This is a genomic window from Sphingomonas sp. M6A6_1c (assembly GCF_053345135.1).
The window spans coordinates 418,531-444,275 of record NZ_JBKEZO010000007.1; the positions used below are offsets into that span (position 1 = coordinate 418,531).

22 protein-coding genes are annotated in these 25,745 nt (G+C 69.5%); 17 read left to right on the forward strand and 5 right to left on the reverse strand.

The window, feature by feature from the left end:
- The first annotated feature begins 6 nt into the window (after nt 1-6).
- Together ACLBWH_RS17260 and clpS are read left to right on the forward strand one after the other, a co-directional pair.
- Entirely contained in the window at nt 7-666 is a 660-nt protein-coding gene (locus ACLBWH_RS17260) for a phasin family protein (RefSeq protein ID WP_447800065.1), read from the forward strand.
- A 129-nt stretch (nt 667-795) separates the two neighbouring features.
- A complete protein-coding gene (clpS, locus tag ACLBWH_RS17265) occupies nt 796-1,119 on the forward strand; it encodes an ATP-dependent Clp protease adapter ClpS (RefSeq protein ID WP_038664297.1) in 324 nt (107 codons plus the stop codon).
- Nucleotides 1,120-1,144: 25 nt separating this feature from the next.
- Here the strand turns inward: clpS and ACLBWH_RS17270 are convergent, their stop codons facing one another.
- Nucleotides 1,145-1,891 (reverse strand): Crp/Fnr family transcriptional regulator, encoded by a 747-nt coding sequence (locus ACLBWH_RS17270; protein WP_447800066.1) that lies wholly within the window; start codon nt 1,889-1,891, stop codon nt 1,145-1,147.
- A 159-nt stretch (nt 1,892-2,050) separates the two neighbouring features.
- Between ACLBWH_RS17270 and murA the strand changes: the two genes are divergently transcribed.
- The 10 genes from murA (at nt 2,051) to phbB (ending at nt 15,715) form a co-directional block, all read left to right on the forward strand.
- Complete coding sequence (gene murA, locus ACLBWH_RS17275) at nt 2,051-3,334, forward strand: UDP-N-acetylglucosamine 1-carboxyvinyltransferase (RefSeq protein ID WP_447800067.1); 1,284 nt, start codon at nt 2,051-2,053, stop codon at nt 3,332-3,334.
- Between the two features lie 279 nt (nt 3,335-3,613).
- Nucleotides 3,614-5,887, forward strand: a complete 2,274-nt coding sequence (gene ptsP, locus ACLBWH_RS17280; RefSeq protein WP_322848358.1) for a phosphoenolpyruvate--protein phosphotransferase — start codon at nt 3,614-3,616, stop codon at nt 5,885-5,887.
- Between the two features lie 164 nt (nt 5,888-6,051).
- Entirely contained in the window at nt 6,052-6,945 is an 894-nt protein-coding gene (locus tag ACLBWH_RS17285; protein WP_447800068.1) for a helix-turn-helix domain-containing protein, read from the forward strand.
- Nucleotides 6,946-7,020: 75 nt separating this feature from the next.
- The gene (locus ACLBWH_RS17290) at nt 7,021-7,974 is read left to right on the forward strand and encodes a tetratricopeptide repeat protein (RefSeq protein ID WP_322848356.1); all 954 of its coding nucleotides are present in this window, start codon (nt 7,021-7,023) and stop codon (nt 7,972-7,974) included.
- Nucleotides 7,937-8,968 carry a tRNA lysidine(34) synthetase TilS gene (gene tilS, locus ACLBWH_RS17295; protein WP_447800069.1) on the forward strand — a complete coding sequence of 344 codons (1,032 nt, stop codon included), beginning with the start codon at nt 7,937-7,939 and terminating at the stop codon, nt 8,966-8,968. The genes ACLBWH_RS17290 and tilS overlap by 38 nt, the downstream gene beginning before the upstream one ends.
- Before the next feature lie 55 nt (nt 8,969-9,023).
- Nucleotides 9,024-10,997, forward strand: coding sequence for an ATP-dependent zinc metalloprotease FtsH (gene ftsH, locus ACLBWH_RS17300; protein WP_322848354.1), 1,974 nt, complete (start codon nt 9,024-9,026; stop codon nt 10,995-10,997).
- Between the two features lie 88 nt (nt 10,998-11,085).
- Nucleotides 11,086-11,436: a hypothetical protein gene (locus tag ACLBWH_RS17305; RefSeq protein WP_447800072.1), complete on the forward strand. Its 351-nt coding sequence runs from the start codon at nt 11,086-11,088 to the stop codon at nt 11,434-11,436.
- 282 nt (nt 11,437-11,718) lie between these two features.
- Nucleotides 11,719-13,911 (forward strand): molybdopterin cofactor-binding domain-containing protein, encoded by a 2,193-nt coding sequence (locus ACLBWH_RS17310; protein WP_447800073.1) that lies wholly within the window; start codon nt 11,719-11,721, stop codon nt 13,909-13,911.
- Between the two features lies 1 nt (nt 13,912).
- Nucleotides 13,913-14,920: a ferrochelatase gene (gene hemH / locus ACLBWH_RS17315; RefSeq protein WP_447800075.1), complete on the forward strand. Its 1,008-nt coding sequence runs from the start codon at nt 13,913-13,915 to the stop codon at nt 14,918-14,920.
- 72 nt (nt 14,921-14,992) lie between these two features.
- Nucleotides 14,993-15,715 carry an acetoacetyl-CoA reductase gene (gene phbB, locus ACLBWH_RS17320; protein WP_322848350.1) on the forward strand — a complete coding sequence of 241 codons (723 nt, stop codon included), beginning with the start codon at nt 14,993-14,995 and terminating at the stop codon, nt 15,713-15,715.
- A gap of 391 nt (nt 15,716-16,106) precedes the next feature.
- On the opposite strand, the gene ACLBWH_RS17325 is transcribed toward phbB, so the two are convergent.
- Nucleotides 16,107-16,526 (reverse strand): glycine zipper 2TM domain-containing protein, encoded by a 420-nt coding sequence (locus ACLBWH_RS17325; RefSeq protein ID WP_447800077.1) that lies wholly within the window; start codon nt 16,524-16,526, stop codon nt 16,107-16,109.
- 162 nt (nt 16,527-16,688) lie between these two features.
- Between ACLBWH_RS17325 and ACLBWH_RS17330 the strand changes: the two genes are divergently transcribed.
- Entirely contained in the window at nt 16,689-17,699 is a 1,011-nt protein-coding gene (locus tag ACLBWH_RS17330; protein WP_447800079.1) for an esterase-like activity of phytase family protein, read from the forward strand.
- A gap of 77 nt (nt 17,700-17,776) precedes the next feature.
- Here ACLBWH_RS17330 and rpmB read toward each other — a convergent pair whose 3' ends face one another.
- Nucleotides 17,777-18,082, reverse strand: coding sequence for a 50S ribosomal protein L28 (rpmB, locus tag ACLBWH_RS17335; RefSeq protein WP_038664329.1), 306 nt, complete (start codon nt 18,080-18,082; stop codon nt 17,777-17,779).
- A 155-nt stretch (nt 18,083-18,237) separates the two neighbouring features.
- Here rpmB and ACLBWH_RS17340 point away from each other — a divergent pair, with 155 nt between their 5' ends.
- Together ACLBWH_RS17340 and ACLBWH_RS17345 are read left to right on the forward strand one after the other, a co-directional pair.
- The gene (locus ACLBWH_RS17340; RefSeq protein ID WP_322848347.1) at nt 18,238-18,447 is read left to right on the forward strand and encodes a hypothetical protein; all 210 of its coding nucleotides are present in this window, start codon (nt 18,238-18,240) and stop codon (nt 18,445-18,447) included.
- Between the two features lie 58 nt (nt 18,448-18,505).
- The gene (locus ACLBWH_RS17345) at nt 18,506-18,934 is read left to right on the forward strand and encodes a nucleoside deaminase (RefSeq protein ID WP_447800099.1); all 429 of its coding nucleotides are present in this window, start codon (nt 18,506-18,508) and stop codon (nt 18,932-18,934) included.
- A 306-nt stretch (nt 18,935-19,240) separates the two neighbouring features.
- Here the strand turns inward: ACLBWH_RS17345 and ACLBWH_RS17350 are convergent, their stop codons facing one another.
- Nucleotides 19,241-19,912, reverse strand: a complete 672-nt coding sequence (locus ACLBWH_RS17350) for an OmpA family protein (RefSeq protein WP_322848346.1) — start codon at nt 19,910-19,912, stop codon at nt 19,241-19,243.
- Nucleotides 19,913-20,063: 151 nt separating this feature from the next.
- On the opposite strand from ACLBWH_RS17350, the gene ACLBWH_RS17355 reads away from it, so the two are divergent.
- On the forward strand, nt 20,064-21,365 hold the full coding sequence (locus ACLBWH_RS17355) for a hemolysin family protein (protein WP_322848345.1): 1,302 nt from the start codon (nt 20,064-20,066) through the stop codon (nt 21,363-21,365).
- A gap of 274 nt (nt 21,366-21,639) precedes the next feature.
- Nucleotides 21,640-22,617 (forward strand): phosphatase PAP2 family protein, encoded by a 978-nt coding sequence (locus ACLBWH_RS17360; protein ID WP_447800081.1) that lies wholly within the window; start codon nt 21,640-21,642, stop codon nt 22,615-22,617.
- Here the strand turns inward: ACLBWH_RS17360 and ppc are convergent.
- Nucleotides 22,600-25,311: a phosphoenolpyruvate carboxylase gene (gene ppc / locus ACLBWH_RS17365; protein ID WP_447800083.1), complete on the reverse strand. Its 2,712-nt coding sequence runs from the start codon at nt 25,309-25,311 to the stop codon at nt 22,600-22,602. The genes ACLBWH_RS17360 and ppc overlap by 18 nt on opposite strands.
- Nucleotides 25,312-25,745: the final 434 nt, after the last annotated feature.

The window sequence follows — 25,745 nt, forward strand, 5'->3', positions numbered from 1 at the left end:
GGATCGATGGACGACACCGTCCCCAAGCCGCCGATCACGCCCGCCCGTCGTGGTGCCGGCGCCGCGCGTGGCGCCGATGCCGCCGCCCCGCCCCAGCGTTCCAAGATCAAGCCGACCGGCAGGAAGCCGGCTGCGGTGCGCGTGCCCGAGCCGGTCGCCGCATCGCTTCCCGTCGTGCCCGCCGCCATCGCGGTCGCGCCGATTGTCCCACCCGCAGCAAAGGAAGTCCCCATGGAAACGATCGAAAACGTCACCGCCACGACCCAGACCGCGTTCACCGACGCGACCGACCGCGCCAAGGGTGCCGTCGACAAGAGCCAGAAGCTGCTCCAGGAGGCCAGCGAGTTCGGCAAGGGCAATATCGAGGCGCTCGTCGAATCGTCGAAGATCGCCGCGCGCGGTCTCGAGACGCTCGGCCAGGACGCCGCCGCTTATGCCAAGAAGTCGTTCGAGGAGGCGACCGCGGTCGCCAAGACGCTGACCTCGGTCAAGTCGCCGACCGAATTCTTCAAGCTGCATTCGGATTACGTCCGTTCGTCGTTCGACGCGCTCGTCCAGCACAGCTCGCATAATGCCGAGGCGGTGCTGAAGCTCGCAGGCGAGGTGGTGCAGCCGCTGTCGAATCGCGTCGCGCTCGCCGCCGAGAAGCTGAAGGTCGCGGCGTAACCGCCACGCAAGCCCGACCGAAGGGGCGGCCGCAGCGATGCGGTCGCCCTTTTCCTGTTCCAGCCCCCTTGCTCCGCGCGCCCGGCGTGCCATATTTCGGCGATCACCATGACAGTTGAAGCGATCACGATGGCCGAACGCCGCGACGATGGAACCGATGAGGGCACCGGCCTCGCCACCAAGACCCGCACGCGGACCAAACAGCCGACGCCGTACCGCGTGTTAATGCTCAACGACGATTATACCCCGATGGAATTCGTCGTCTTGTGCCTGCAACGCTTCTTCCGGATGAACATGGAAGAGGCGACGCGGGTGATGCTGCACGTCCATCAGAAGGGCGTCGGCGTCTGCGGCGTCTTTTCCTACGAGGTCGCCGAGACCAAGGTCGGGCAGGTCATGGACTTCGCCCGCCAGAACCAGCATCCGCTGCAATGCACGCTGGAGAAAGCGTAGCTCCAACCGCGCCCTTGCCGCGGCACTAGCGCGGCGTCGGCAGCCAGCCGAGGTCGAGGCCCGCCGCGCGCGCGGTGTCGCGGGCGGTGTGATGCGCGGTGCGCACCAGCATCGCCTCGTCGACGAAGGTCATCCGGCCGCCGTCGCGTGCGATCATCCCCTCGTCCTGCAACTGGCGCAGCATGCGGTTGACGTGCACTGCGGTGAGCCCGGTGGCGTCGCCGATCTCCTCCTGCGTCAGCCCGAGCTGGAAGGTGTTGCCGGCGGCGCCGTCGACGGCGCGCAGCCGGTGGCGGATATCGATCAGCAACGCCGCGACCCGCGCCTTGGCGGAGGTGCGGCCGAGCCCGGCGAGCCGGTCGGTGAGCCCGACGCGCTCGATCTGGTCGAGCGCGATCAGCAGCGCGGCGAGCCGCGGATGATCGGCGCTGATCGTGCCGATCGCCGACCGCTCGACCGGCGCGACCGCGCATTCGGTGAGCGCGATCACCGTCTCGGGCGAGTTGCGATAGACCAGCCCCGCCATCGCCACCAGATCGCCGCGGAACAGGAAGCGCAGGATCTGGCGGCTGCCGTCGGGCAGGATGACATAGCTCATCATCGTGCCGCGTTTGACCACGAACAATTCGGGCGACTTGTCGTGTTCGCGCAGCAGCACGGCACCGCGGCGCAGCGTCCGCTCGCGCTGTTCGAGGCTGTCGAGGGCCGCCTTCTCATTGTCCGACAGGTCGATCAGTTCGCCGAGGCGTTCGGCGAGGCAACTGGTCGTCACGCTGTTGAATTCCCCCAATTAATCGATTCTGGGTAGCAGCACCCCAAGTCGGTGCATTAAAATCAATCAACAAGCAGGGTTAAAGTTCTCGATATGCCCCGATCGCCCGCCGCCGCATTCGCGTCTTGCGCGGGCGTGGCGGCGCGTTAGACGACGGGGATGGACCGTATCCTCATTCGCGGCGGCAATCGTCTGTCGGGCCGCCTTCGCATTTCCGGCGCCAAGAACGCCGCGCTGACGCTGATGCCCTGCGCGCTGCTCACCGACGAACCGCTGACGCTGCGCAATTTGCCGCGGCTCGCCGATGTCGACGGGTTCGGCCATCTGCTCAACCAATTGGGTGCCTCGACCCGGATCGAGGGGACGCGGCCCGAGGATTTCGGCCGGGTGATGACGATCCGCGCCGGCAAGCTCACCTCGACCGAGGCGCCGTACGACATCGTCCGCAAGATGCGCGCGTCGATCCTGGTGCTCGGCCCGGTGCTGGCGCGCGCCGGCGAGGCGACTGTGTCGCTGCCCGGCGGCTGCGCGATCGGCAACCGCCCGATCGACCTGCACCTGAAGGCGCTGGAGGCGATCGGCGCCGAGCTGGAAATGGCGGCGGGCTACGTCAAGGCGACCGCGCCCGGCGGGCGGCTCTCCGGCGGGCGCTATCGCTTTCCGGTGGTGTCGGTCGGCGCGACCGAGAATGTCGTGATGGCGGCGGTGCTGGCCAAGGGCAGCAGCGTGATCGAGAATGCGGCGCGCGAACCCGAGATCGTCGATCTGTGCAACTGCCTCGTCGCGATGGGCGCGCGGATCGAGGGGATCGGCACCGAGACGCTGGAGATCGAGGGCGTCGACCGGCTGCACGGCGCGACCTATGCGGTGATGCCCGACCGGATCGAGGCGGGCAGCTATGCCTGCGCCGCGGCGATCACCGGCGGCTCGCTCGAACTGCTCGGCGCCAACGCCGCCGACATGCAGGCGACGATCGACGCGCTGCGCGAGGCGGGCGTGACGGTGACCGAGACGCGCGACGGCGTGTCGGTGGAGGCCAGCGCGCCGCTCGGCCCGATCACCTTGTCGACCGCGCCCTATCCCGGCTTCGCGACCGACATGCAGGCGCAGTTCATGGCGATGCTGTGCAAGGCGTCGGGCACCAGCGTGCTGACCGAGACGATCTTCGAGAACCGCTACATGCACGTGCCCGAATTGGCGCGGATGGGCGCCGACATCCAGGTCCACGGCCGCACCGCGGTGGTCAAGGGCGTCGACCGGCTGGTCGGCGCGCCGGTGATGGCGACCGACCTGCGCGCGTCGATGAGCCTGATCCTCGCCGGGCTGGCGGCGGAGGGCGAGACCTCTGTCGCGCGGGTGTACCACCTCGACCGCGGCTACGAACGGCTGGAGGAGAAGCTCTCCGCCGTCGGCGCCGACATCGAACGCGCCAGCGATGGTTAAACGCTAAATCCTCCCTCGCTTTAGCGGGAGTGCAGGGTTGGATTGCCCCCGGCAATCCAAGATCATGCCGGGGGCATGATCGACCCTGCGCTGGGACCGCCGGCCGCAGGCCGGTGGTGGAGGGGGCGTCTCCGCGAACGACCAAGTCCGCCGTATCCTCCCCCTCCGTCAGTGCTTCGCACTGCCACCTCTGCGGGGGAGGAATTTGATCTTCAGTACCCCCCACCCCCGACGAATGGTGCATGGCACCCCGCGCCTGCATCTGTTAGCCCTGCTGTCATGCCCAGTTCGGCCGCCGCATCCGCCCGTGAGATCCTGACCCGCCTTCACGACGTGATGGCGGGGCGCAACCCGGCGCAGGCCAAGCTCAACGCCGTCGTCGGCATCATCGCCGAGGCGATGGATAGCGAGGTCTGCTCGATCTATCTGCTGCGCGAGGGCGTGCTCGAACTGTTCGCGACGCGCGGGCTCGACCAGGCGGCGGTCCACGTCACCAAATTGGCGCTCGGCGAGGGACTGGTCGGCTCGATCGCCGAGGATGTCGAGGTGCTCAACCTCGACGAGGCGGCGAGCCACCCCGATTTCGCCTACAAGCCCGAGACCGGCGAGGAACGCTATCACAGCTTCGCCGGCGTGCCGATCATCCGCCGCGAGCGCGCGGTCGGCGTGCTCGCCGTCCAGCATAGCGAGCAGCGCAAATATCAGGACGTCGAGATCGAGGCGTTGCAGACGGTCGCGATGGTGCTGTCCGAACTGATCGCCAATGCCGGACTGATCGACAGCGCGACGACCGGCACCGACCGGCCGCAATCGACCGCGGCGGTGCGCCTGCCGGGACAGAAACTGGTCGAGGGCATGGCGTCGGGCCACGCCGTCTTCCACCAGCCGCGCATCGTCGTCGAACATACCGTCGCCGAGGATACCGACGCCGAACGCCACCGCGTCTATGCCGCGTTCGACAAGATGCGCGAGCAGATCGACCGGATGACGCGCGAGGCGGAGTTCGGCGTCGGCGGCGAGCATGAGGAGGTCCTCCAGACCTACAAGATGTTCGCCTATGATGAGGGTTGGGCGCGGCGGATCAACGAGGCGATCGATTCGGGGCTGACCGCCGAGGCGGCGATCGAGCGCGTCCAGCAACGCACCCGCCAGCGCATGCGGCAGATCGACGATCCTTTGCTCGCCGACCGGATGCACGATCTGGAGGATCTGGCCAACCGGCTGCTGCGCATCGTCTCGGGGCAGATGGGCACCGCGGCGCAGATGGGGCTGCGCCAGGACACGATCCTGATCGCGCGCAACCTCGGCCCCGCCGAATTGCTCGAATATGACAAGCGGCGGCTCAAGGGCGTGATCCTGGAAGAGGGATCGCTCACCGCGCATGTCACGATCGTCGCGCGCGCGATGGGCGTGCCGGTGCTGGGCCGCGTCCGCGACGTCCGCCGGCTGATCGCCGAGGGCGACCTGCTGCTGCTCGATTCGGTTGCCGGCAACGTCTTCGTCCGCCCCTCGGCGGCGATGGAGGAGGCGTTCGAAGCCAAGCTCGCGATGCGCCAGAAACGGAAAGCCGCCTTCGCCGCGCTGCGCGACGTGCCGCCGGTGACGAAGGACGGTCACCGCGTCACGCTGATGGTCAATGCCGGACTGCGCGACGACGTCGCCGCGCTCGACGTGACCGGCGCCGACGGCATCGGCCTGTTCCGCACCGAATTCCAGTTCCTCGTCTCGGCGACGCTGCCGCAGCGCGAGCGCCAGCAGCGGCTCTATCGCGAGGTGCTCGACGCGGCGGGGACGCGCCCGGTGATCTTCCGCACCGTCGATATCGGCGGCGACAAGGCCTTGCCCTATCTCAACAAGGAAGACGCCGACGAGGAGAATCCGGCGATGGGCTGGCGCGCGCTGCGGCTCGCGCTCGACCGCGACGGCCTGATGAAGGTCCAGGCGCGCGCGCTGATCGAGGCGGCGGCGGGGCGCACGCTCAACGTCATGTTCCCGATGGTGTCGGAGGCGTGGGAATTCGCCGAGGCGAAGGCCTTGTTCGAGGCGCAGCGGACGTGGCTCGACGCGCGCGGGCGGCGGCCGCCGCTGGCGATCCGTTATGGCGCGATGCTCGAAGTGCCCGCGCTCGCCGAACAGCTCGACCTGCTGCTGCCCGACATCGACTTCCTGTCGGTCGGCACCAACGACCTCACGCAATTTTTATTTGCCGCCGACCGCGCCAATCCGCGGCTCGCCGAACGCTACGACTGGCTGAGCCCGTCGATCCTGCGCTTCCTGTCGCGGGTGATCGGGCCGTGCCGCGCGGCGGGCGTCGACCTTGGCGTCTGCGGCGAGATGGGGGGCCGGCCGGTCGAGGCCATGGCGTTGATCGGATTGGGAATCGATCGGTTGTCGATCACCCCGGCGGCGATCGGGCCGATCAAGGCGATGGTGCGCAGCCTCGATCACGCCGCGGTCCAGCGCTTCGTCGCCGAGCTGATTGCGCATCCGCCGCGCGACATGCGCGGCGCGCTGACCCAATGGGCGGTGCAGAGCGGCGTCGATCTGGCCTGAAAGGCTGCCGAACCGCAGGCACCCCGCGTTGACTTGCGGCTGGGCATCGGGGAATGTCATGAACGTCAGCGATCCGCAGCCCTCCCTTGGAGACACGAATGGACGAGGTCGATCCCGGCCAGCCGAACCCGACCCCCGTTGCCCCGGCTCGCCCGGGTGAACGGTTGCGCCAAGCGCGGGAGATCCGGGGGCTGAGCCTGGCCGAAGTCGCGGCGCGGACGCGCGTGCCGCAGCGGCATCTGGAGGCGTTGGAGACCGGCGACTATGCCCTGCTGCCCTCGCCGACCTATGCGATGGGCTTTTCCAAGGCCTATGCCCGCGCCGTCGACGCCGACGAGGTGTCGATCGCGCAGGACGTGCGCCGCGAGCTCGACCAGCTCGGGCCGCGGCAGCCCGAATACGTCCCCTATGTCACCGCCGATCCGGCGCGGGTGCCCTCGCGCGGCATTGCGGTGATCGGCGCCGGCGTCGCGCTCGCGGTGCTGATCCTCGTCGCGCTCTGGTACGGCAGCAGCCTGTTCCAGCCGCATGCCGCCACCACCACCGCGGCGAGCGACGACGTCGCCACGCAGGCGGTCGCGCCGAAACCCGCCGCGGCGCCGTCGCCGGCGATCCCGACCGGCGGGCAGGTGGTGCTGACCGCGACCGATACGGTATGGCTGCGCGTCTACGATGCCGACAACAAGGTGCTGTTCCAGGGGACGATGAAGCCGGGCGACCGGTTCGAGGTGCCCGCCGCCGCCAAGGACCCGATGATCAACGTCGGCCGCCCCGACAAATTGGCGGTGACGCTCAACGGCTCGGCGATCCCGCCGCTCGGCGACGGGTCGCGCCCGATCAAGGACGTCGCGGTCAGCGGCTCGGCGGTGGCGCTGCGCCTCGCCGGCCAGCCCGCCGGCCAGCCCACCGCGACGCCGACGGCGGCGGCGCGCCCGACCCGCACCGCGGGCGCGCGACGAGACGGGGGCAATCGGCGCAGCGACGCCGGCGGCACCGCCGCGGCCGATCGCATCGTCCCGCAAGAGCCGGCCGCGACAGGCAATTCTTTCGCACCTTAAGGCTGGCGACAGGTGGCCGGATGCAGCTATGGCGGCATGGAATTGACCCAAGCCGCGCCGGGGGGTGCCAAGATTATGCGTACGATCATCTGGGCGCTTGCCGCCACCTCGCTGATCCCGGTCGCCGCCGCGGCGCAGAGCAACGTCGAAGGGCGTGTCGGCAAGCTCGAGAGCGAGATGCGCGCGGTGCAGCGCAAGGTGTTCCCGGGCGGTGCCGGCCAGTATCTCCAGCCCGAGATCACCCGCCCCGACGCGCCGCAGCAGGCGGGCGGCACGCCGGCGACCAGCGCGGTCGCCGACCTCACCGGCCGCGTCACCGCGCTGGAGCAGCAGATGGCGTCGATGACCGACCAGATCGAGCAGACCGGGTTCAAGATGCGCCAGCTCCAGGATCAGTTCGACGCGTATAAGCGCAGCAACGACGCGCAGCTGAAATCGCTGGCGACCACTCCCGCGCTCGCCGCCGCAGCCGGCTCGGCGCCGCTCAATGGTGGCGACGATGGCGCGGCCGACGGCGCGGCGCGGCCGACGCGGGCACCCGCCAAGACCAATACGCCGGTCGCGGTCGCCGCGGCGGGCGACACCGGCCCCTCCGCCGCCGCGGTGGCCGGCGCCAAGGTCGACAAGCCCAGCACCGGCGACACGCCCGAGGACGAATATCTCTACGGCTATCGCCTGTGGGCGGCGAAGCAATATCCGCAGGCCGAGACGCAGCTCAAGAAGGTCGTCACCGACTTTCCCAAGCATCGCCGCGCGAGCTGGGCGCAGAACCTGCTCGGCCGCACCTATCTCGACGAGGGCAAGCCGAGCCTCGCCTCGATGGCCTTCTACGACAATTACAAGAAGATGCCGGACGGCGAACGCGCCCCCGACAGCCTCTATTACCTCGCCCAGGCGCTGATGAAGCTCAACAAGCCGGCCGACGCCTGCAAGGTCTACGGCGAGCTGACCGACGTCTATGGCACCAAAATCTCTCCGAGCATGAAGGCCGATGTCCAGAAGGGCCGTACCGCCGCCAAGTGCAAGTGACCCGTTCGCCGTCGCGGCGGAGCGGTTCCATCACGACCTGAACCGCGCGCTCGGGGCCGAGCCGCGCGGGGCGATCCTGCTCGCCGTGTCGGGAGGGCCCGATTCGATGGCGATGCTGACGCTCGCCGCGGCGACCTTCCCCGGCCGCATCCGCGTCGCGACGGTCGACCACCGGCTGCGCGCCGCCGCCGCCGCGGAGGCGGAGATGGTCGCCAATCATTGCGCCTTGCTCCACGTGCCGCATGCGACGCTGATCCCCGACGCGCCAATCACCGGCGCGAGCATCCAGGCGGCGGCGCGGCAGGTCCGCTATCGCCTGCTCGCCGACCATGCCCGCGGCGTCGGCGCCGAGACGATCGCCACCGCGCACCACGCCGACGACCAGGCCGAGACCTTCCTGATGCGCGCCGCGCGCGGATCGGGCATCGCCGGGCTCGCCGGGGTGCGGCCGCTTGCGACGATCGAGGGCGCGATCGTCATCCGCCCGCTGCTCGAATGGCGCCGTGCCGAATTGCGCGCGATCGTCCGCCGCGCCGAGGCGCCGTTCGTCGACGATCCCACCAACACCGATCCGGCGCACGACCGCACCCGCTTCCGCCGCCTGCTCGACGCCAACGAATGGCTCGGGCCGCCGCAGCTCGCCCGTGCCGCCGCCGCGCTTGCCGAGGCGGACGGCGACGTGCGCGCGATCGTCGAATGGCTGTGGTCGAGCCGCGCGGCGGTCGATGGCGCCGGGGTGCGGATCGACGTCGCCGGCCTGCCCCGCGAACTCGTCCGCCGCCTCGCCCGCCGCGCGATCGGCACGGTGGTCGAGGCCGCCGCTTTGCCCGCGCCGAAATGGAGCGACTCGGCGAATATCGAGGCGCTGCTCGACGCGCTCGCCGCCGGCCGGCGGGCGACGCAGGCGGGCGTGCTGGTGTCGCCGCACGGCGACAGCTGGCGTTTCCGCCCCGCCCCGGCGCGTCGTTCTTCCGGATCGGCCGAATCAAGCTGAGCGTTCCATTGCCATTAACCTGCACACGCCTATCTTGTGCTGCGAAAGGTTCCCCATGAACGATAACGACAAGCAGCCCCAGAACGGCGATGGCGGCAACGGTGGCAACGGCGGCAACCCCTGGATGAAGAGCCTGCTCATCTGGGTCGGCATCCTGCTCGCGCTCGCGCTGTTCGTCACGATGTTCAACGGACCGAACACCGCCGGTGCGCGCAACACCGTCGCTTATTCGAAATTCCTCGACCAGGTCGACGAAGGCACCGTGAAGGATGTCGCGATCAGCCGCGACGTCATCACCGGCACCTATTCGAGCGGGGAGACGTTCCGCACCTATCCGATCCAGGACCCGACGCTGGTCCCGCATCTGCGCCAGAAGAACGTCACCATCGCCGCCAAGCCCGACGAGGGCACGTCGATGTGGATGCTGCTGCTGTACCAGTCGTTGCCGTTCCTGCTGTTCCTCGGCATCGCCTTCTTCGTCATCAAGCAGATGCAGAAGAACACCGGCGGCGGCGCGATGGGCTTCGGCAAGAGCCGCGCGCGCATGCTGACGCAGAAGGAAGGCAAGGTCACCTTCGACGATGTCGCCGGAATCGACGAGGCGCGCGCAGAGCTGACCGAGATCGTCGACTTCCTCAAGGACCCGACCAAGTTCGCGCGCCTCGGCGGCAAGATCCCGAAGGGCGCCCTGCTGGTCGGTTCGCCCGGCACCGGCAAGACGCTGCTCGCCCGCGCCATCGCGGGTGAGGCGGGCGTACCGTTCTTCACCATCTCGGGCTCGGACTTCGTCGAGATGTTCGTCGGCGTCGGCGCCAGCCGCGTCCGCGACATGTTCGAACAGGCCAAGAAGAGCGCGCCGTGCATCGTCTTCATCGACGAGATCGACGCGGTCGGCCGCCATCGCGGCGCCGGCCTCGGCAACGGCAACGACGAGCGCGAGCAGACGCTCAACCAGCTCCTCGTCGAGATGGACGGGTTCGAGGCGAACGAGGGGATCATCATCGTCGCGGCGACCAACCGCCCCGACGTGCTCGATCCCGCGCTGCTGCGTCCGGGTCGCTTCGACCGTCAGGTCGTCGTGCCGCGCCCGGATATCGAGGGCCGGATCAAGATCCTCGAAGTCCATATGAAGAAGGTGCCGCTGGCGCCCGACGTCGATGCGCGGGTGATCGCGCGCGGCACGCCGGGCTTCTCGGGCGCCGATCTCGCCAACCTCGTCAACGAGGCGGCGCTGATGGGGGCGCGCAAGGGCAAGCGGCTGGTCGCGATGGCCGAGTTCGAAGAGGCCAAGGACAAGGTCATGATGGGCGCCGAGCGGCGTTCGATGGTGATGACCGAGGACGAAAAGCGGATGACCGCCTATCACGAGGCGGGCCATGCGATCGTCTCGATCCACGAACAGGCGAGCGACCCGATCCACAAGGCGACGATCATCCCGCGCGGCCGTGCGCTGGGCATGGTGATGCGCCTGCCGGAGCGGGACAGTTACAGCTACCATCGCGACAAGATGTACGCCAACCTCGCGGTGTCGATGGGCGGCCGCGTCGCCGAGGAGATCATCTTCGGCTATGACAAGGTGTCTTCGGGAGCCTCGGGCGACATCCAATACGCCACCGGTCTGGCGCGCGACATGGTCACCAAATGGGGCATGTCGGACAAGGTCGGCCCGGTCGAATATGCCCAGCCCGAGGGCGAATCGTTCCTCGGCTATTCCTCGTCGCAGCCGGTCCGCATGTCGAATGCGACCGCGCAGCTGATCGACGACGAGATCAAGGGCATCGTCGAGGGCGGGCTCGCCCGCGCCAAGCAGTTGCTGACCGAGCATGTCGATCAGCTTCATCTGCTCGCCGGAGCGTTGCTCGAATACGAGACGCTGTCGGGCGACGAGATCAAGAAGCTGATCGCCGGCGAGGAGATCGGTCGCGTCGATTCCGGCCCCAAGCCGAGCGTGCCGCGCGCCGGCACCTCGATCCCCAAGACGCGCCGCCCCGGCGGCCCGTTCGGCAATCCGGCGCCCGCGGGGGCCTAAGCCTGGATGGCGGTTCAGCCCGCCGTCAGTTTGTTCGCGCTAATCGGCGGCATTCCCACCCGGAGTGCCGCCGATGTCGCCTAAAGCCTTGATCGCCCTTGCCGTTTCCCTTGCCGCCGCGGCCCCGGCCAGCGCCGCGATGAGCGTCGGCACCTTCCTCACCCGCGCCGCGCCGCTGCGCGAGAATCCCTTCACCGCGCTGACCAACCCCGATTATCCGGTGCTCAAGGCGGAAGCCGACGCCGCCACCCGCCAGCTCCGCGCCGACAGCGCCGCCCGCGTCGCCGCCGGCAAGAAGCCGATCGCCTGCATGCCCGACGGCGCCAAGATCGGCATCCTGCAAATGCTCGGCGGCCTCGACGCACTCTCGCCCGCGGAGAAGAAGCTGCCGCTGAAGGAGGGTTACGCGAGGGTATTGGCGAAGACCTATCCGTGCTGAGGATGTGAGATAACGCTCGCCTGCGACGGTGATGCGCCGTTGGGGGGCGGTGCTTTCCGAATCAATGCGCGTAGGTCGCGACACTTCGCATCGTTCCGCAGGAGCGGACGGCGTTGCTCCCGTGGACGGGTGGACCCCGGAACGAGTCCGGGGTGACGGGTGGATGAAGGGTACGTCTCGAACTCTGGCGGTGCGCGCCCTCCCCGTGAGCGGCAACGCCGCCACGCGCAAATCTCCGTCCGAACCTTCCCACACCCGGCAAGCCCCGATACAGCCCGAGCGATGGACAGCCCCACCCGACGCAAGTTCCTGATCGGCGGCGGTGCCGGGGTCGGGCTGATCGTCGCCTGGGGCGTGTGGCCGCGCCGCTATGCGCCCAATCTCGCCACCATCGTCGGCGAGACCGGCTTCGGCGCCTGGCTCAAGATCGGCGCCGATGGCCACGTCACCGTCGCGGTGCCGCAGCTCGAACACGGGCAAGGCGTCTATACCGCCCTCCCCCAGATCGTCGCCGACGAGCTTGGCGCGGACTGGCGCACCGTCGGGGTGGAGGCGGCGCCGATCAACCCGCTCTACGCCAACCTGCTCGCGCTCGACGAATTGTTCGAAGGCACGCTGACCCATCTGCCCGACTCGATCGAGATGACCGTCGCACGCCGCGGCGCGCTGATCGTCACCGGCGGATCGACCTCGGTGCGGATGTTCGAGGACGATTGCCGCACCGCCGGTGCCGCCGCACGCGCGTTGCTGTGCAAGGCGGCGGCGCGGCGCTGGGGCGTCGGCTGGAGCGATTACGCGGTCGACGCCGGCTTCGTCACGCACGGCGTGCAGCGCCTCCGTTTCGCCGACCTCGCCGCCGCCGCCGCCGGCGAGGCCATCCCCGATCCGCTGCCGATCGGCGTGCAGGGCGCGGGCAAGCTCGTCGGCCGCGCGCTGCCGCGGCTTGACGTGCCCGCCAAGGTCGACGGCTCCGCCGGTTTCGCCGGCGACATCCGCCTGCCCGACATGGTCCATGCCGCGATCCGTCAGGGGCCGATCGGCGACGCCCGGCTGATCGGCGTCGACCGCGCCGCCGCCGATCGCATCCGCGGCGTGCTGACGGTGGTCGAGACGCCGCGCTGGGTCGCCGCGATCGCCACCACCGGCTGGACCGCGCAGCGCGCGCTCGACGCGCTCGCGCCGCGCTTCGCCAGCGACGCGCCGCTTCCCGACAGCGCCGGCATCGCGCGCAGCCTCGCGGACGCGCTCGCCGGGCCGAGCCAGCGCATCGCCGCGGTCGGCGACCTCGGCACGTTGCTCGACGGCGCCGGCGTCGTCACCGCAGACTATACCGCCGGCCTCGGCGTCCACGCCGCGCTGGAGACGACCAGCGCCACCGCCGCGTGGCGCGACGGCCGGCTTGAACTCTGGCTGCCGACCGCGGCCCCCGCCGCCGCCCGCGCCGCCGCGGCAGAGGTCGCGGGGATCAGCGAAAGCGCGGTCGTCATCCATCCGACGCTCGCCGGCGGCGGCTTCGGCGCGACGCTCGACCCGTTGGTCGCCGAACAGGCCGCGCTGCTCGCGATGCGGCTCAAGCGCCCGGTCAGCCTCGTCTGGTCGCGCGGCGAGGACAATGCGCACGACCGCTTCCGCCCGCCCGCGCACGCGCGGCTGCGCGCCCGCCTGTCGAGCAACGGCGCGATCGCGGCGTGGCACGGGGCGATCGCCGCCCCCGCCACCGGCCATGCGCTCGCCCGCCGGCTGCTGCCCGGCAGCGGCTGGGCGCTCGGCACCGGCGATCCCTATGCGGTCGCCGGTGCGCAGCCGCTTTATCGCATCCCGGCGCTGCGGATCGATCATCACCCCGCGGAGATCGGCGTCCCCACCGGCCATCTGCGTGGCGGCGCGCACGGTTATACCGCCTTCTTCACCGAATCGTTCGTCGACGAACTCGCGCAGGTCGCCGGCACCGAGCCGCTGTCCTACCGGATCGGCATGCTCGGCGGCGACGCGCGGCTGGCGCGCTGCCTCACCACCGTCGCCGCGCTCGGCGGCTGGTCGGGCGGCGCGGCGGGATCGGGCCAGGGCATCGCCTGCCACAGCTTCCGCGGCAGCCATATCGCGGTGCTCGCCGAGGCGGAGATGGCGAACGGCCGCCCGCGCGTCGCGCGACTCGTCGCCGCGGTCGATTGCGGGCGGACGATCAACCCCGATCTGGTGCTGCAACAGATCGAGGGCGGGCTGATCTTCGGCCTCGCCCACGCGCTCGGCGCCACGACGGGGATCACCGCGGGGCGCAGCGACGTGCGCGGGCTCGCCGGCCTCGCGCTGCCCCGGCTCGCCGATACGCCCGATATCGTCGTCGAGATCGTCCGTTCGGACGAACCGCCCGGCGGGGTCGGCGAGCTCGGCGTCCCCGCGGTCGCCCCGGCGATCGCCAACGCGCTGCATGCCGCAACCGGTATCCGCCTGCGTCACCTGCCGCTAAGGCGGTAAGATGTTGATCCCCGCCGACCATCCGCCGATCCCCGCCCGCAAGATCGGGGTGTTGCTGACCAATCTCGGCACCCCCGACGGCCCCGACGCCAAATCGGTCAAACGCTATCTCGGCGAATTCCTGTCGGACAAGCGCGTCGTCGAGATCCCGGCGATCGCGTGGCAGCCGATCCTGCGCGGCATCATCCTCAACACGCGGCCGAAGAAGTCGGCGCATGCCTATGGATTGGTGTGGAGCGAGGAAGGTTCGCCGCTCGCCGCGATCACCCGCCGGCAATCGCAGGCCCTGCAGGGCGCGTTCGGCGAGGGCGTCTTGGTCGATTATGCGATGCGCTACGGCAACCCGGCGATCGCCGATCGCCTGACCGCGCTCAAGGACGCAGGGTGCGAACGCATCCTGATCGCGCCGCTCTACCCGCAATATTGCGCGGCGACGACGGCGACCGCCAACGACAAGGCGTTCGCCGCGCTCGCCGGCATGCGCTGGCAGCCGGCGATCCGCACGTTGCCCCCCTATCACGACGATCCCGCCTATATCGCCGCGCTCAAGACGCAGGTCGAGGTACAGATCGCGGCGCTCGATTTCGTCCCCGATGCGGTGATCGCCAGCTTCCACGGCATGCCCAAGCGGACGCTCCAGCTCGGCGACCCCTATCATTGCCACTGCCAGAAGACCGCGCGGCTGCTCGGCGAGGCGATGGGGCGCGAGCTGGTGGTCGCCTTCCAGTCGCGGTTCGGCCCGGCGAAATGGCTTGGCCCGGCGACCGACGAGACGCTGGAGGCGCTGCCCGCCAAGGGCGTGCGCAAGGTCGCGGTGATCGCGCCGGGCTTCTCCGCCGACTGTCTCGAAACGCTGGAGGAACTGGCGATCCGCGGCCGCGAGAGCTTCATGACCGCGGGCGGCACCGATTTCGCCTATCTGCCCTGCCTCAACGACGGCGCACCGGGGATGGCGATGCTGCGCACGCTGATCGCGCGCGAACTCGCCGGCTGGGTCGCCGACACGTAAAATTACGTTACGGCCATTGCCAGTCCGGCGGCCCCTGCCTAGCCTTGGGTTAAGCATAAGGGAGAGGTTCGGATGGCCAGGGTAGCGATCGTCACGGGTGGTACGCGTGGCATCGGCGAGGCGATCAGCCTCGCCTTGCAGGAGGCGGGGGTCACCGTCGCCGCCAATTACGCCGGCAACGATGAACGCGCCCGCGCCTTCACCGAACGAACCGGCATCCCCGCGTTCAAATGGGACGTCGCCGATCATGCGGCCTGCCAGCAGGGCTGCGCGCAGGTCGCCGCCGAGCTCGGCCCGGTCGACATCGTCGTCAACAACGCCGGCATCACCCGCGACGGCACGATCCTGAAGCTGACGTACGAGGCGTGGAAAGAGGTGATCGACACCAACCTCGGCGGCTGTTTCAACATGGCGAAAGCGGTTTTTCCCGGCATGCGCGAGCGCAAATGGGGGCGGATCGTCAACATCGGCTCGATCAACGGGCAGGCCGGCCAATATGGCCAGGTCAATTACGCCGCGGCGAAATCGGGCATCCACGGCTTCACCAAGGCGCTGGCGCAGGAGGGCGCGCGCGTCGGCGTGACGGTCAATGCGATCGCGCCGGGCTATATCGACACCGACATGGTCGCCGCGGTGCCCGGCGACGTGCTGGAGAAGATCGTCGCCAAGATCCCGGTCGGCCGCCTCGGCCAGGCGAGCGAGATCGCGCGCGGCGTGGCGTTCCTGTGCTCGGACGAGGCCGGCTTCGTGACCGGATCGACGCTGAGCATCAACGGCGGCCAGCATATGTACTGACCGTTCGAGGCGCGGCCGCGCCCGCGCCGGTGCGCGCAGCGCACGAACGGTCACGGCCGGCGGGTCGGCCAAAGCCGAACCCGTCCGACGACGGCTTTGCCGGCGTCCTGATCGGTCCCGACCGTCACCCCCGAACGGGGCCGAGACGTCCGAGAGCATCGGCCCCTCATCCACCAATCCTGTACCGGGGTACATCACGCGTTCGCAGAGGCCCCGCCTTCGCCGGGATACACTAGGCGTCCCGCAACAATCCCCTAACACATCGGGCGTGACGGCTTGCCCGAAGCCATCCGATCAAGCCTCGCCATCTCCCCAACAACACGAAGCCCGGTCGCCATACGGCAACCGGGCTCCACCCCTCGAAACGCTACGCGAGGGCAAGCACTGCCGCTTAGCGGCAGTAACCGGGACGGTCCGAGCGTTCGACCGCGCGGCCGGCGAGCGCGCCCGCACCGGCACCGAGCACGGTGCCGAGCGCACGGTCGCCGCGGGTGTCGATCGTGCGGCCGAGCAGGCCGCCGGCGATCGCGCCGACGATCGTGCCGGTGGTGCCGCTGTTGCAACGCTGGCCGCCGCGATAGCCGCGATCGCCATAATAGCCGCGACCGCCGCGATAGACGCGATCGTCCCGATACCCGCGGTCGTCACGATAGCCGCGGTCGTCACGATAGCCGCGGTCGTAGCCGCGCTGCTCGTACCCACGGTCGTAGCCGCCGTAATAGCCGCGCTGCGCGGCGGCAGGGGTTGCGGGGACGAGCGCGGCGGCGGTCATCGCGAGGGCGGCGCCGGCGAGGCTCAGGGTCTTCATCATGGGTCTTCTCCCGAAAATCTGTCCAACTCGGCGGCGGCCCGGTGGGGACCTTACCGTCGTCGATGCACATCATTTGCCCGATTCGCGTTGAGCGGACCCTGAATGCCTCCGTTATCGTGCGTTCAGGCTATCGCCGCCGCGCCCGCCGCTTATGGAGGCGCGATGCGCGTCCTGTTCGTCGTCCTCGCCGTCCTGCTGCTCGTCCCCGGCTGGACCGGGGAGCAGCGGCTGGCGCTGCTCGGCGACAAGCCGCAACTGATCGCCACGCCGGTGGCGCTCGACCCGCACGATCCGCAGCGCCGGCGGCTGGGGTCGCTCACCTATCTCGGCGGGGTCGCGCTGCGCAGCCTCGATCCCGCTTTCGGTGGCTATTCGTCGCTGAGCGTCGTGCCGCAGGCCGACGGCGACCGTTTCACCCTGTTGAGCGACGGCGGCAACGTCGTCGCCTTCACGATGGGCGCCGACTGGGCCCCGCGCGCGCTGCGCTTCCGCAACCTGCCCGGCGGCCCCGGCATCGGCTGGGAGAAGCGCGACCGCGACAGCGAATCGATGGCGCGCGATCCGAAGACGGGGGCGATCTGGGTCGGCTTCGAACGCGCGAACGCGATCTGGCGCTATACGGCCGGCTTCGCGCGGGCGCAGGCGCAGCGCGCGCCGCGGGAGATGGCGCGCTGGCCCGACAACGGCGGCCCCGAATCGCTCGCACGCCTGCCCGACGGGCGATTCGTCGCGATCAGCGAGATGCGCCACGTTCCCCGGTCACGCTGGCACGGACCCGAGGCGGCACGGCTCGCCAGCCGCGACGCGCTGATCTTTCCGGGCGATCCGATCGCCACCCGGCCGCACCGGTTCGCCTATCTGAGCTACGGCCGCTTCGATCCCTCCGACGCGACCGCCTTGCCCAATGGGGATCTGCTGGTGCTCGATCGCGCCTTCCGCCTGCCCTATCGGTTCAGCAACCGGCTGTCGCTGGTGCGCGCCGCGGCGATCCGGCCGGGGGCGGTGGTGCGTGGCAGGCTGCTTGCGACGCTCGACGCGCCGTTGATCCACGACAATTTCGAAGGCGTCGCGACGACGGTGGAACGCGGCCGGACGATCGTCTGGCTGGTGTCGGACGACAATCAGTCGGTGCTGCAACGCACGCTGTTGCTCAAGTTCCGGCTGGAGCGCTGATCCGCACGCCACGACGAAAACCCGCCGCTCCCGGGGAGCAGCGGGCTTCGAACCGCGGCAATCGCAAAGCGATAGGCTTAGGCGGCTTCCGCCGTCGACGTCGTCGCCAGCTTCTTGACGATCTCGCGCTTCAGGCGGCGGCAACGCAGCGAGAGCTTGTCCTCGCTGGTCTTGACCAGCCAATTGTCGAGGCCGCCGTTATGCTCGACCGAACGCAGGCCGTGCGTCGAAACGCGCAGGCGCACGCCCTTTTCGAGCGAATCGGAGATCAGCGTGACGTTCTGCAGGTTCGGCAGAAACGTACGCTTGGTCTTGTTGTTGGCGTGGGAAACGTTGTTGCCCACCTGCCGGCCCTTGCCGGTCAGCTCGCAAATGCGCGACATGGTTTTTGATCCTGAATTCGGTTGCCCGGAAAGTCGGCGCCACTAGCGGCAATCGGCGCCCCCGTCAACCAGCGCCGTCAACCAGCGGCGATGCAACGGAGTCGCCGCACCGGCGTTGTTACGCCATCGTAAAGGTCGTCGGTAGGGGAAATCGCATGCGCACGTTGCTGGTACTGCTCGGGATCGTCGCGCTGGTCGTGGTCGCGGCGATGCAGTTCGGCCTGGTCAGCATCGACCAGACGCATCCTGCCGTCGTCCAGGCGCCGCAGTTCAAGGCGGACGTCGCCCGCGTCAGCGTCGGCACCGAGAACAAGACGGTCGCCGTTCCCACGGTGAACGTCGAGAAGCCGGGCAACGCGCAATAGGCTTTACCCGATCGATCGGGATCGGCAGGGCGAGGCGATGTTCCCGCTGCCGATCCCGATGCGCCGCGCGCTCGATGCCGCGGCAGAGGCGGCGGAGGCCGGCGAAGTACCGGTCGGTGCCGCGCTCGTGTGGCGCGGCGAGATCGTCGCGGTCGCCGCCAATGCGCCGCGCGCGCTGTGCGACCCCACCGCCCATGCCGAGATGCGCGTCATCCGCGCCGCCGCCGCCGCGCTCGGCCGCGACCGGCTGGAGGACGCCGAACTCTGGGTGACGCTGGAGCCGTGCGCGATGTGCGCCGGCGCGATCGCGCATGCCCGGATCGCGCGGCTCTATTATGGCGCGAGCGACCCCAAGGGCGGGGCGATCGAACACGGCCCGCTGCTGTTCGCACAGCCGACGGTGCATCATCGGCCGGAGGTGTATGGCGGGATCGGCGAAAACGAGGCGGCCGACCTGCTGCGGACGTTCTTCCGGGCGCGGCGGTAAGGGCGCCGGCGCGAGGTTAGTTCGCGCGGAGGGTAGGTAGTGGACCGGCCACCCCCCTCACCCCAATTTCGTCATCCCAATTCGTCATCCCGACGAAAGTCGGGACCCATGGTCTCGGTGCTGCCGGGGGTTCGCGAATCATTGCCGCCACCGCATCCATGGGTCCCGACTTTCGTCGGGATGACGATTCAGTTTGTAGCGCGCGCCACCAACGCGACACCCTCCGCGCCTCCGCGCGAAAATCTTCTTCGCGGCTTCGCGCGAACCAAACCGCCGCCCCGGCCCGAACCGGGGCGGCACCGCGAATCACCGCAGGTCGTTCTGCGAGATCGGCACGATCTTCACCTCGACGCGTCGATTCGCCGCCCGGCCCGCGTCGGTGTCGTTCGACGCGATCGGCTGCGTCTCGCCGAAGCCGCGCGTGCCGATTCGCGCCGGCTGCACGCCGCGGCTCGCCAGATAATCCGCCACCGACGTCGCGCGCCGCTCCGACAGCGTCTGGTTGTACGCGTCCGATCCGGTCGAATCGGTATGGCCGTACACGTCGATGTACGTCTGATTGTATTGCGCCAGCGTCTCGGCGACCTGATCGAGCGTGCGGCGGAACTGCGGCTGCACGTCGGCGCTGTCATAGGCGAAGGTGATTCCCGACGGGATGTTGAGCACCAGATTGTCGCCCTCGCGCGTCACCTGCACGTCGGTGCCCGCGGTACGCGCGCGCAGGTCGCGCTCCTGCTTGTCCATATAGGCGCCGATCCCCGCTCCGGCGAGGCCGCCGATGCCGGCGCCGAGGATCTTCTCGGTCCGGTCGCGCCGCCCGCCGACGAGGTCGCCGAGCAGATAGCCGCCCAGCGCGCCGCCGATGCCGCCGATCGCGGTCTTCGAGATGCGGCGCTCGCCGGTCTCGGGATCGGTGGTGCAGGCGCTGGTGGTGACCAGCGCGGCAAGCGCCGCGGCGGCGAGGAACTTCGACTTCATGACATCCCTTTCACGTTCGTTCCCGGCTAAACTCGGGTCCGTTATGGCTTGTTCCGCCTGCGATCTGAACCGCGGCTGACACGCATAATCACGCTATCGTGATACAGGCAGTTGTCGCCGCACGCGTTGTGCGGCAAAGACACGTCCGCCGATGGCACCGCTTCCGCCCTTCCCCTGGATCGACGTCGTGATCATCCTCGCATTGGTCGCGCTCAACGGCGTGTTCGCGATGAGCGAGCTGGCGATCGTCTCGTCGCGCAAGGCGCGGCTGGAGGCGATGGCGCGCTCGGGGCGCAAGGGCCCCGCCGCCGCGCTCAAGCTCGCCGCCGATCCCGGCAAGTTCCTGTCCTCGGTCCAGATCGGCATCACGCTGATCGGCATCCTCGCGGGTGCCTATTCGGGCTCGAGCCTCGGCGGCCCCACCGCGGCGCGGCTGCAGGCGTTCGGCCTGTCGGCGGAGACGGCGCAGACCGCGGGCTTCGCGCTGGTCATCGGCCTCACCACCTACGCCTCGCTGATCATCGGCGAGCTCGTTCCCAAGCAATTCGCGCTGCGCAAGCCCGAGACGGTGGCGTCGCTGGTCGCGGTGCCGATGCGCTATATCGCCCTCGTCTGCGCGCCGCTGGTGTGGCTGCTCGATTCGTCGAGCGCGCTCGTCTTCCGCATCCTGCGCCTCAACCGCGAATCGGAGGATCAGGTGACGGCGGAGGAGCTGCACCTGATCGTCGCCGAAGCCTCCAAGTCGGGCGTGATCGAGGAGCATGAGCGCACGATCATCTCCGGCGTCGTCCGCCTCGCCGACCGGCCGGTGCGCGAGGTGATGACGCCGCGGACCGAGGTCGACTGGCTCGACTGCAATCTCGGGCCGGAGGGCATCCGCGACACGCTGCTGGCGACGCCCCACACGCGGCTGCCGGTCGCCGACGGCTCGGTCGATGCGGTGATCGGCGTCGTCCAGGCGCGCGACATCGCCGCGGCGCTGTTCCGCGGACAGGCGCTCGACCTGCGCAAGCTGATGCGCAAGGCGCCGGTGGTGATCGACCGGATCGATGCGATGGACGCGCTGATCGCGCTGCGCCAGGCCGAGGTGCCGATGGCGCTGATCCACGACGAATACGGTCATTTCGAAGGCATCGTGACGCCCGCCGACCTGCTCGCCGCGATCGCCGGCGAATTCGCCAGCGACGCCGATCCCGACGACGCACCGTCGGTGGTGGTGCGCGACGACGGGTCGCTGCTCGTCGCGGGCACGATGGCGGCCGACGCGCTCGCCGAGCGGCTCGGCATCGACCTGCCCGAGGACCGCGATTACGCGACCGTCGCGGGCCTCGCGCTCGCCGCCTTCCGCCACCTTCCCGCCGAGGGCGAGAGCTTCGAGGAACAGGGCTGGCGGTTCGAAGTGGTCGACCTCGACGGCCGGCGGATCGACAAATTGCTCGTCAGCGAGGCCTGACGGCGACCTCCCTTTCGTCATCCCGACGAAAGTCGGGACCCATGGACGCGCTGGTGGACAGGGTAGGCGCGACGGCGACGAGCATCGCAACCATGGGTCCCGGCCTTCGCCGGGATGACGATGGGGGTGAGGCGGACCACCTCGCCCCCACACCGCACCGTCTTCGCACGAATCCACCCGCCCGCCGCGACCGACACGCAAACGACGCATTCAATTCATCATCACTTCAGCTAATCGGGACGACGAGCATCGTCCGAACGACCAAGGCAGTTGAATGCTAACGCAGCGCGTCCACGCGGCCCTTCCCGCCCTTACCCCGAATGTCGCCCACCGCGCCGTCGCCGAGACGCACGGCTTCTCGCGCCCAACGATCGTCGCCGCGTTGCTCGCCGGCCTCGTCGCCACCGCGTGGCTGCTGCACCGCGCCGACCTTGGCGTCGCGCTATGGAGCCGCAGCAACCTGCCGTTCGCGCTCGCCGCGGTCTGCGTCGTCGCGGTGCGCAGCCATGTCGTGCCGCGCGGCTGGCGCCATGCCGCGGCGCTGCGCGACGGCGCGGGCTATTATGCCGTGTTCACGCTGATCGCGCTGACCGGCGCGGTGGCGAGCTATCCGCTCGCCGCGCTCACCCACGGCTATGCCGATCAGACGCTGCAACGGATCGACGTCGCGCTCGGCTTCGACTGGCTCGCCTGGTACCGGCTGGTCGCCGACCATCGCGCGCTGCAGATCCTCGGCATCGCCTGTTACGGGAGCATCTATCTCACGCCCGCGATCCTGCTCGGCTGGTTCGCCCACACCGGCCAGCGGCGCGAGGCACACCGCTTCCTCGCGGGGTTCTGGCTCGCCGCGGTGCTGACGCTGGCGCTGTTCACGCTGATGCCCGCGATCGGGCCGCTGTCCTATCTATGGCGCGGCGCGGTGCCCTATATGCCGGTCAGCGAGACCTGGCAGTCGAACCTCATCCCGGCACTGCGCGCGCACACCATCCACGCGGTCGATCTCGGAGCGCTGCGCGGGCTCGTCTCGGCGCCGAGTTTCCACGCCGCCGCCGGCACGCTCTACCTGCGCACGATCTGGCGCACACCGCCGCTGCGCCGCTGGCTGACGGGGCTGGTCGCGGCGATGCTGCTCGCCACCCCGGTCGAGGGCACGCATTACCTCATCGACATGATCATCGGCGCCGCCGTCGCGATGCTGGCGATGGAGATCGTCGACCTGCTGCTCGCGCGCCGCCTAGCCGCTGTTGCGTAGCGCGGTCGCGACCGCGTTGATCGACAGCAGGATGCCCTCGCCGATGCGCGGATCGTCCTCGCCGGCGCGATGGCGCTTCATCAGCTCGATCTGCAACAGGTTGAGCGGCTCGATATAGGGCAACCGCAGCCGGATCGACGCATCGAGCGCCGGATGCTTTTCGAGCAATCGCGTCTGCCCGGTCACTTCGAGCAGGCCGTCGTGCGTCTGCTGCCAGGCATCGCGGATGCGGCCGAAGAGGCCGTTGCGCAGCCCCTCGTCCTCGACCAGTTCGGCATAATGGCCGGCGATCGCGATGTCCGATTTCGCCAGCACCATCTCCATATTGGCGAGCGTCGAGGCGAACAGGGGCCAGCCCTGCGCCATCTCCCTCAGCAGCCCCTTGTCCGCGAAGCCCGCGATCGCCTGCCCGACGCCGTACCAGCCCGGCAGCATCACGCGCGCCTGCGCCCAGCTGAACACCCAGGGGATGGCGCGCAGATCCTCGATCGCGTCGCTCTTCTTGCGGCTCGCCGGGCGGCTGCCGATCTTGAGCCCGGCGATCTCGCCGATCGGCGTCATCTGGCGGAAGAAGGTGCGGAAGCCTCCCGCCTCCTTATGGGAATCGCCGTAGACGAGGTCGCGATAGGCGTGGAACGCGGTGTCCGACAGCGCATCCATCGCCGCGCAGAAATCGTCGTTCTCCGTATTGGACAGTCGCTCGGGTTCGAGGCTGGCGAGCAGCGTCGCCGCGGCGATCGCCTCCAGATTGGTCATCGCGCTGTCGCGGGTGCCGTATTTGGCGGCGATCACCTCGCCCTGTTCGGTGATGCGGATGCGGCCCTGCACCGTCCCCGACGGTTGCGCGCGGATCGCCGCGAACGCCGATCCGCCGCCGCGCCCGACCGCGCCGCCGCGGCCGTGGAACAGCTGCATGCCGACGCCCGCCGCCTCGAACACCGGCTTCAGCGCCGTCGACGCCTTCGACAATTGCCAGGTCGAGGTGAGATAGCCGCCGTCCTTGTTGCTGTCCGAATAGCCGATCATCACTTCCTGATGGCCGCGCTTCGCCGCGATCGCGGCGATCTCCGGAAGCGCAAACCAGTCGGTCATGATCCCCGGCGCGGCTTCCAGATCGCCGACCGTTTCGAACAGCGGCACCGCCATCACCGCCGCGCTCGGTGCGTCGCCGGGCCGGTACAGCCCGACCTCCTTGAGCAGCAGGTTGATCTCGAGCAGGTCGGAGACCGACTGCGCCATCGAGACGATGTAGTTGGTGATGCACGCCGGGCCGTATGTGGCGTGCGCGTCGGCCGCCGCCTGCACGATCGCCAGTTCGGAGGTCGTCTCCTCCGAATAGGTCATGAAGCGGCTGGCGAGCGGGCGCGCATTGGCGAGTTCGCGGCGCAGCAATGCGACCCGCGCCGCTTCGTCGAGCGCGAGATAATCCGCCTCGACGCCGGCGGTCTTGAGCAATTCCGCGACGACGCGCTCGTGGACGGCGCTGTTCTGGCGCAGGTCGAGCGTCGCGAGGTGGAAGCCGAACGTCTCGACCGCGCGGATCAGCCGGCCGAGCGCGCCGCTGGTCTTGAGCGCACCCGCCCCGGTATCCTTTGGCGACAGGCCGTGCGCGATCGCGACGAGATCGGCGCGGAACGCCTGCGGATCGGCATAGGCCTCGCCGTGCAGCTGGCCGAGCCGCGGCGCGGGTTTGCCGGTCAGCGCCTGATGCGTCGCCGCGAGCCGCGCATAGATGCCCGACAAGGCGCGGCGATAGGGCTCGTCCAGCCGGCTCTCCGCGGTGTCGCCGCTCGCCTCAGCCAGCGCCTCGACCGCCGCGTCGACGGGGACGTGCTGTGTCGAGATCGACAATTCGGCACCGAGCGCGTGGACGCCCTCCAGATAGAAGCCGAGCACCGCCTCGCACGCGCGGCCCAGCGCGGTGCGCAGCGAGTCGGCGGTGACGAAGGGATTGCCGTCGCGGTCGCCGCCGATCCAGCTGCCCGGCCTGACGAAGCTCGGCACGCGCTCACCGAATGCGCGATCCCAGCGCTGGTAGAGCGCGGGCAGCGCGGGCAGGAACACCTCGCGCATATAGGACAGCGCCGTCTCCACCTCGTCGGTAACGTAGAGCCGCTCGCGGCGCAGCACGCGTGTCTGCCACAGCAACGCGATCTGGCGGATGATCGCATCGTCGACGCGGTCGCCATCGGGCGTCTCGTCGCGGCCCATGTCCTTCAATGCCATCAATTGCGCGATGCGGTTGCGATGGTCGATCATGCTCTTGCGCCGCACCTCGGTGGGATGCGCGGTGAGCACCGGGACGATCAGCGCATGGCTGAGCAATTGCTGGACCTGATCGCGGCCGATCCCCTCGTCCGCCAGTTTGGCGAGCGCGGCGGCGACGTCGGCGCCCTGTTCGGCGGCGATCCCCTGCCGGTCCTCGGCGAGATTGGCGAGCATCGAGAACAGCATGAAGCCGCGGACGAAATCGAGCGTCTCGTCGAGGCCGAGGTTCTGGAGCTGCTGGTGGACGCTGTCGCTGCTGCCGGTGCCGCGATGCCGCTCGACCGAGGCACGGCGGATCGCCTCGGTCGCCTCGAACAGCGCCTCGCCGCCATAGGCCCGGATGACGTCGCCGAGCTGCGCGCCGAGAAACCGGACGTCGGGATTGTTGGCGATCGGCGGAAGCGAAGCGGGGTCATGCGTGGCCATGCCCCCGATGCTGCGCTGCGGCGGGAGTCGGGTCAACCGGGGATGACGTTGGGAACAGGGTAAATTGCGGTCGGGATCTCCCGCTGCCCGGGCGGGGCTATCGCATACGGTCGATCGGATTGGTGCGACGGCGCTCCCATCCACCGTCATGCCGGACCCGATCCGGCATCCCGCTCCTTCCCGCCGTTCCGAAGAAGCGGGACCCCGGCGCAAGGCCGGGGTGACGGATCACTTGGGGCACCGATCGAGCCCCGTCACCGCCGCCATAAGCGAACCTCGCCCGCCGCTGCGGCCCGAGGCGGGATCGATATTGAGGGTGTTGGAAAAAATTCCTACCCGCCAGGGAGTGCCGGGTTGAACGGCCCCCGGCCGTTCAAGGTCATGCCGGGGGCATGACCGACCCGGCACTGTGGCGCGGCGAAGCCGTGACGGAG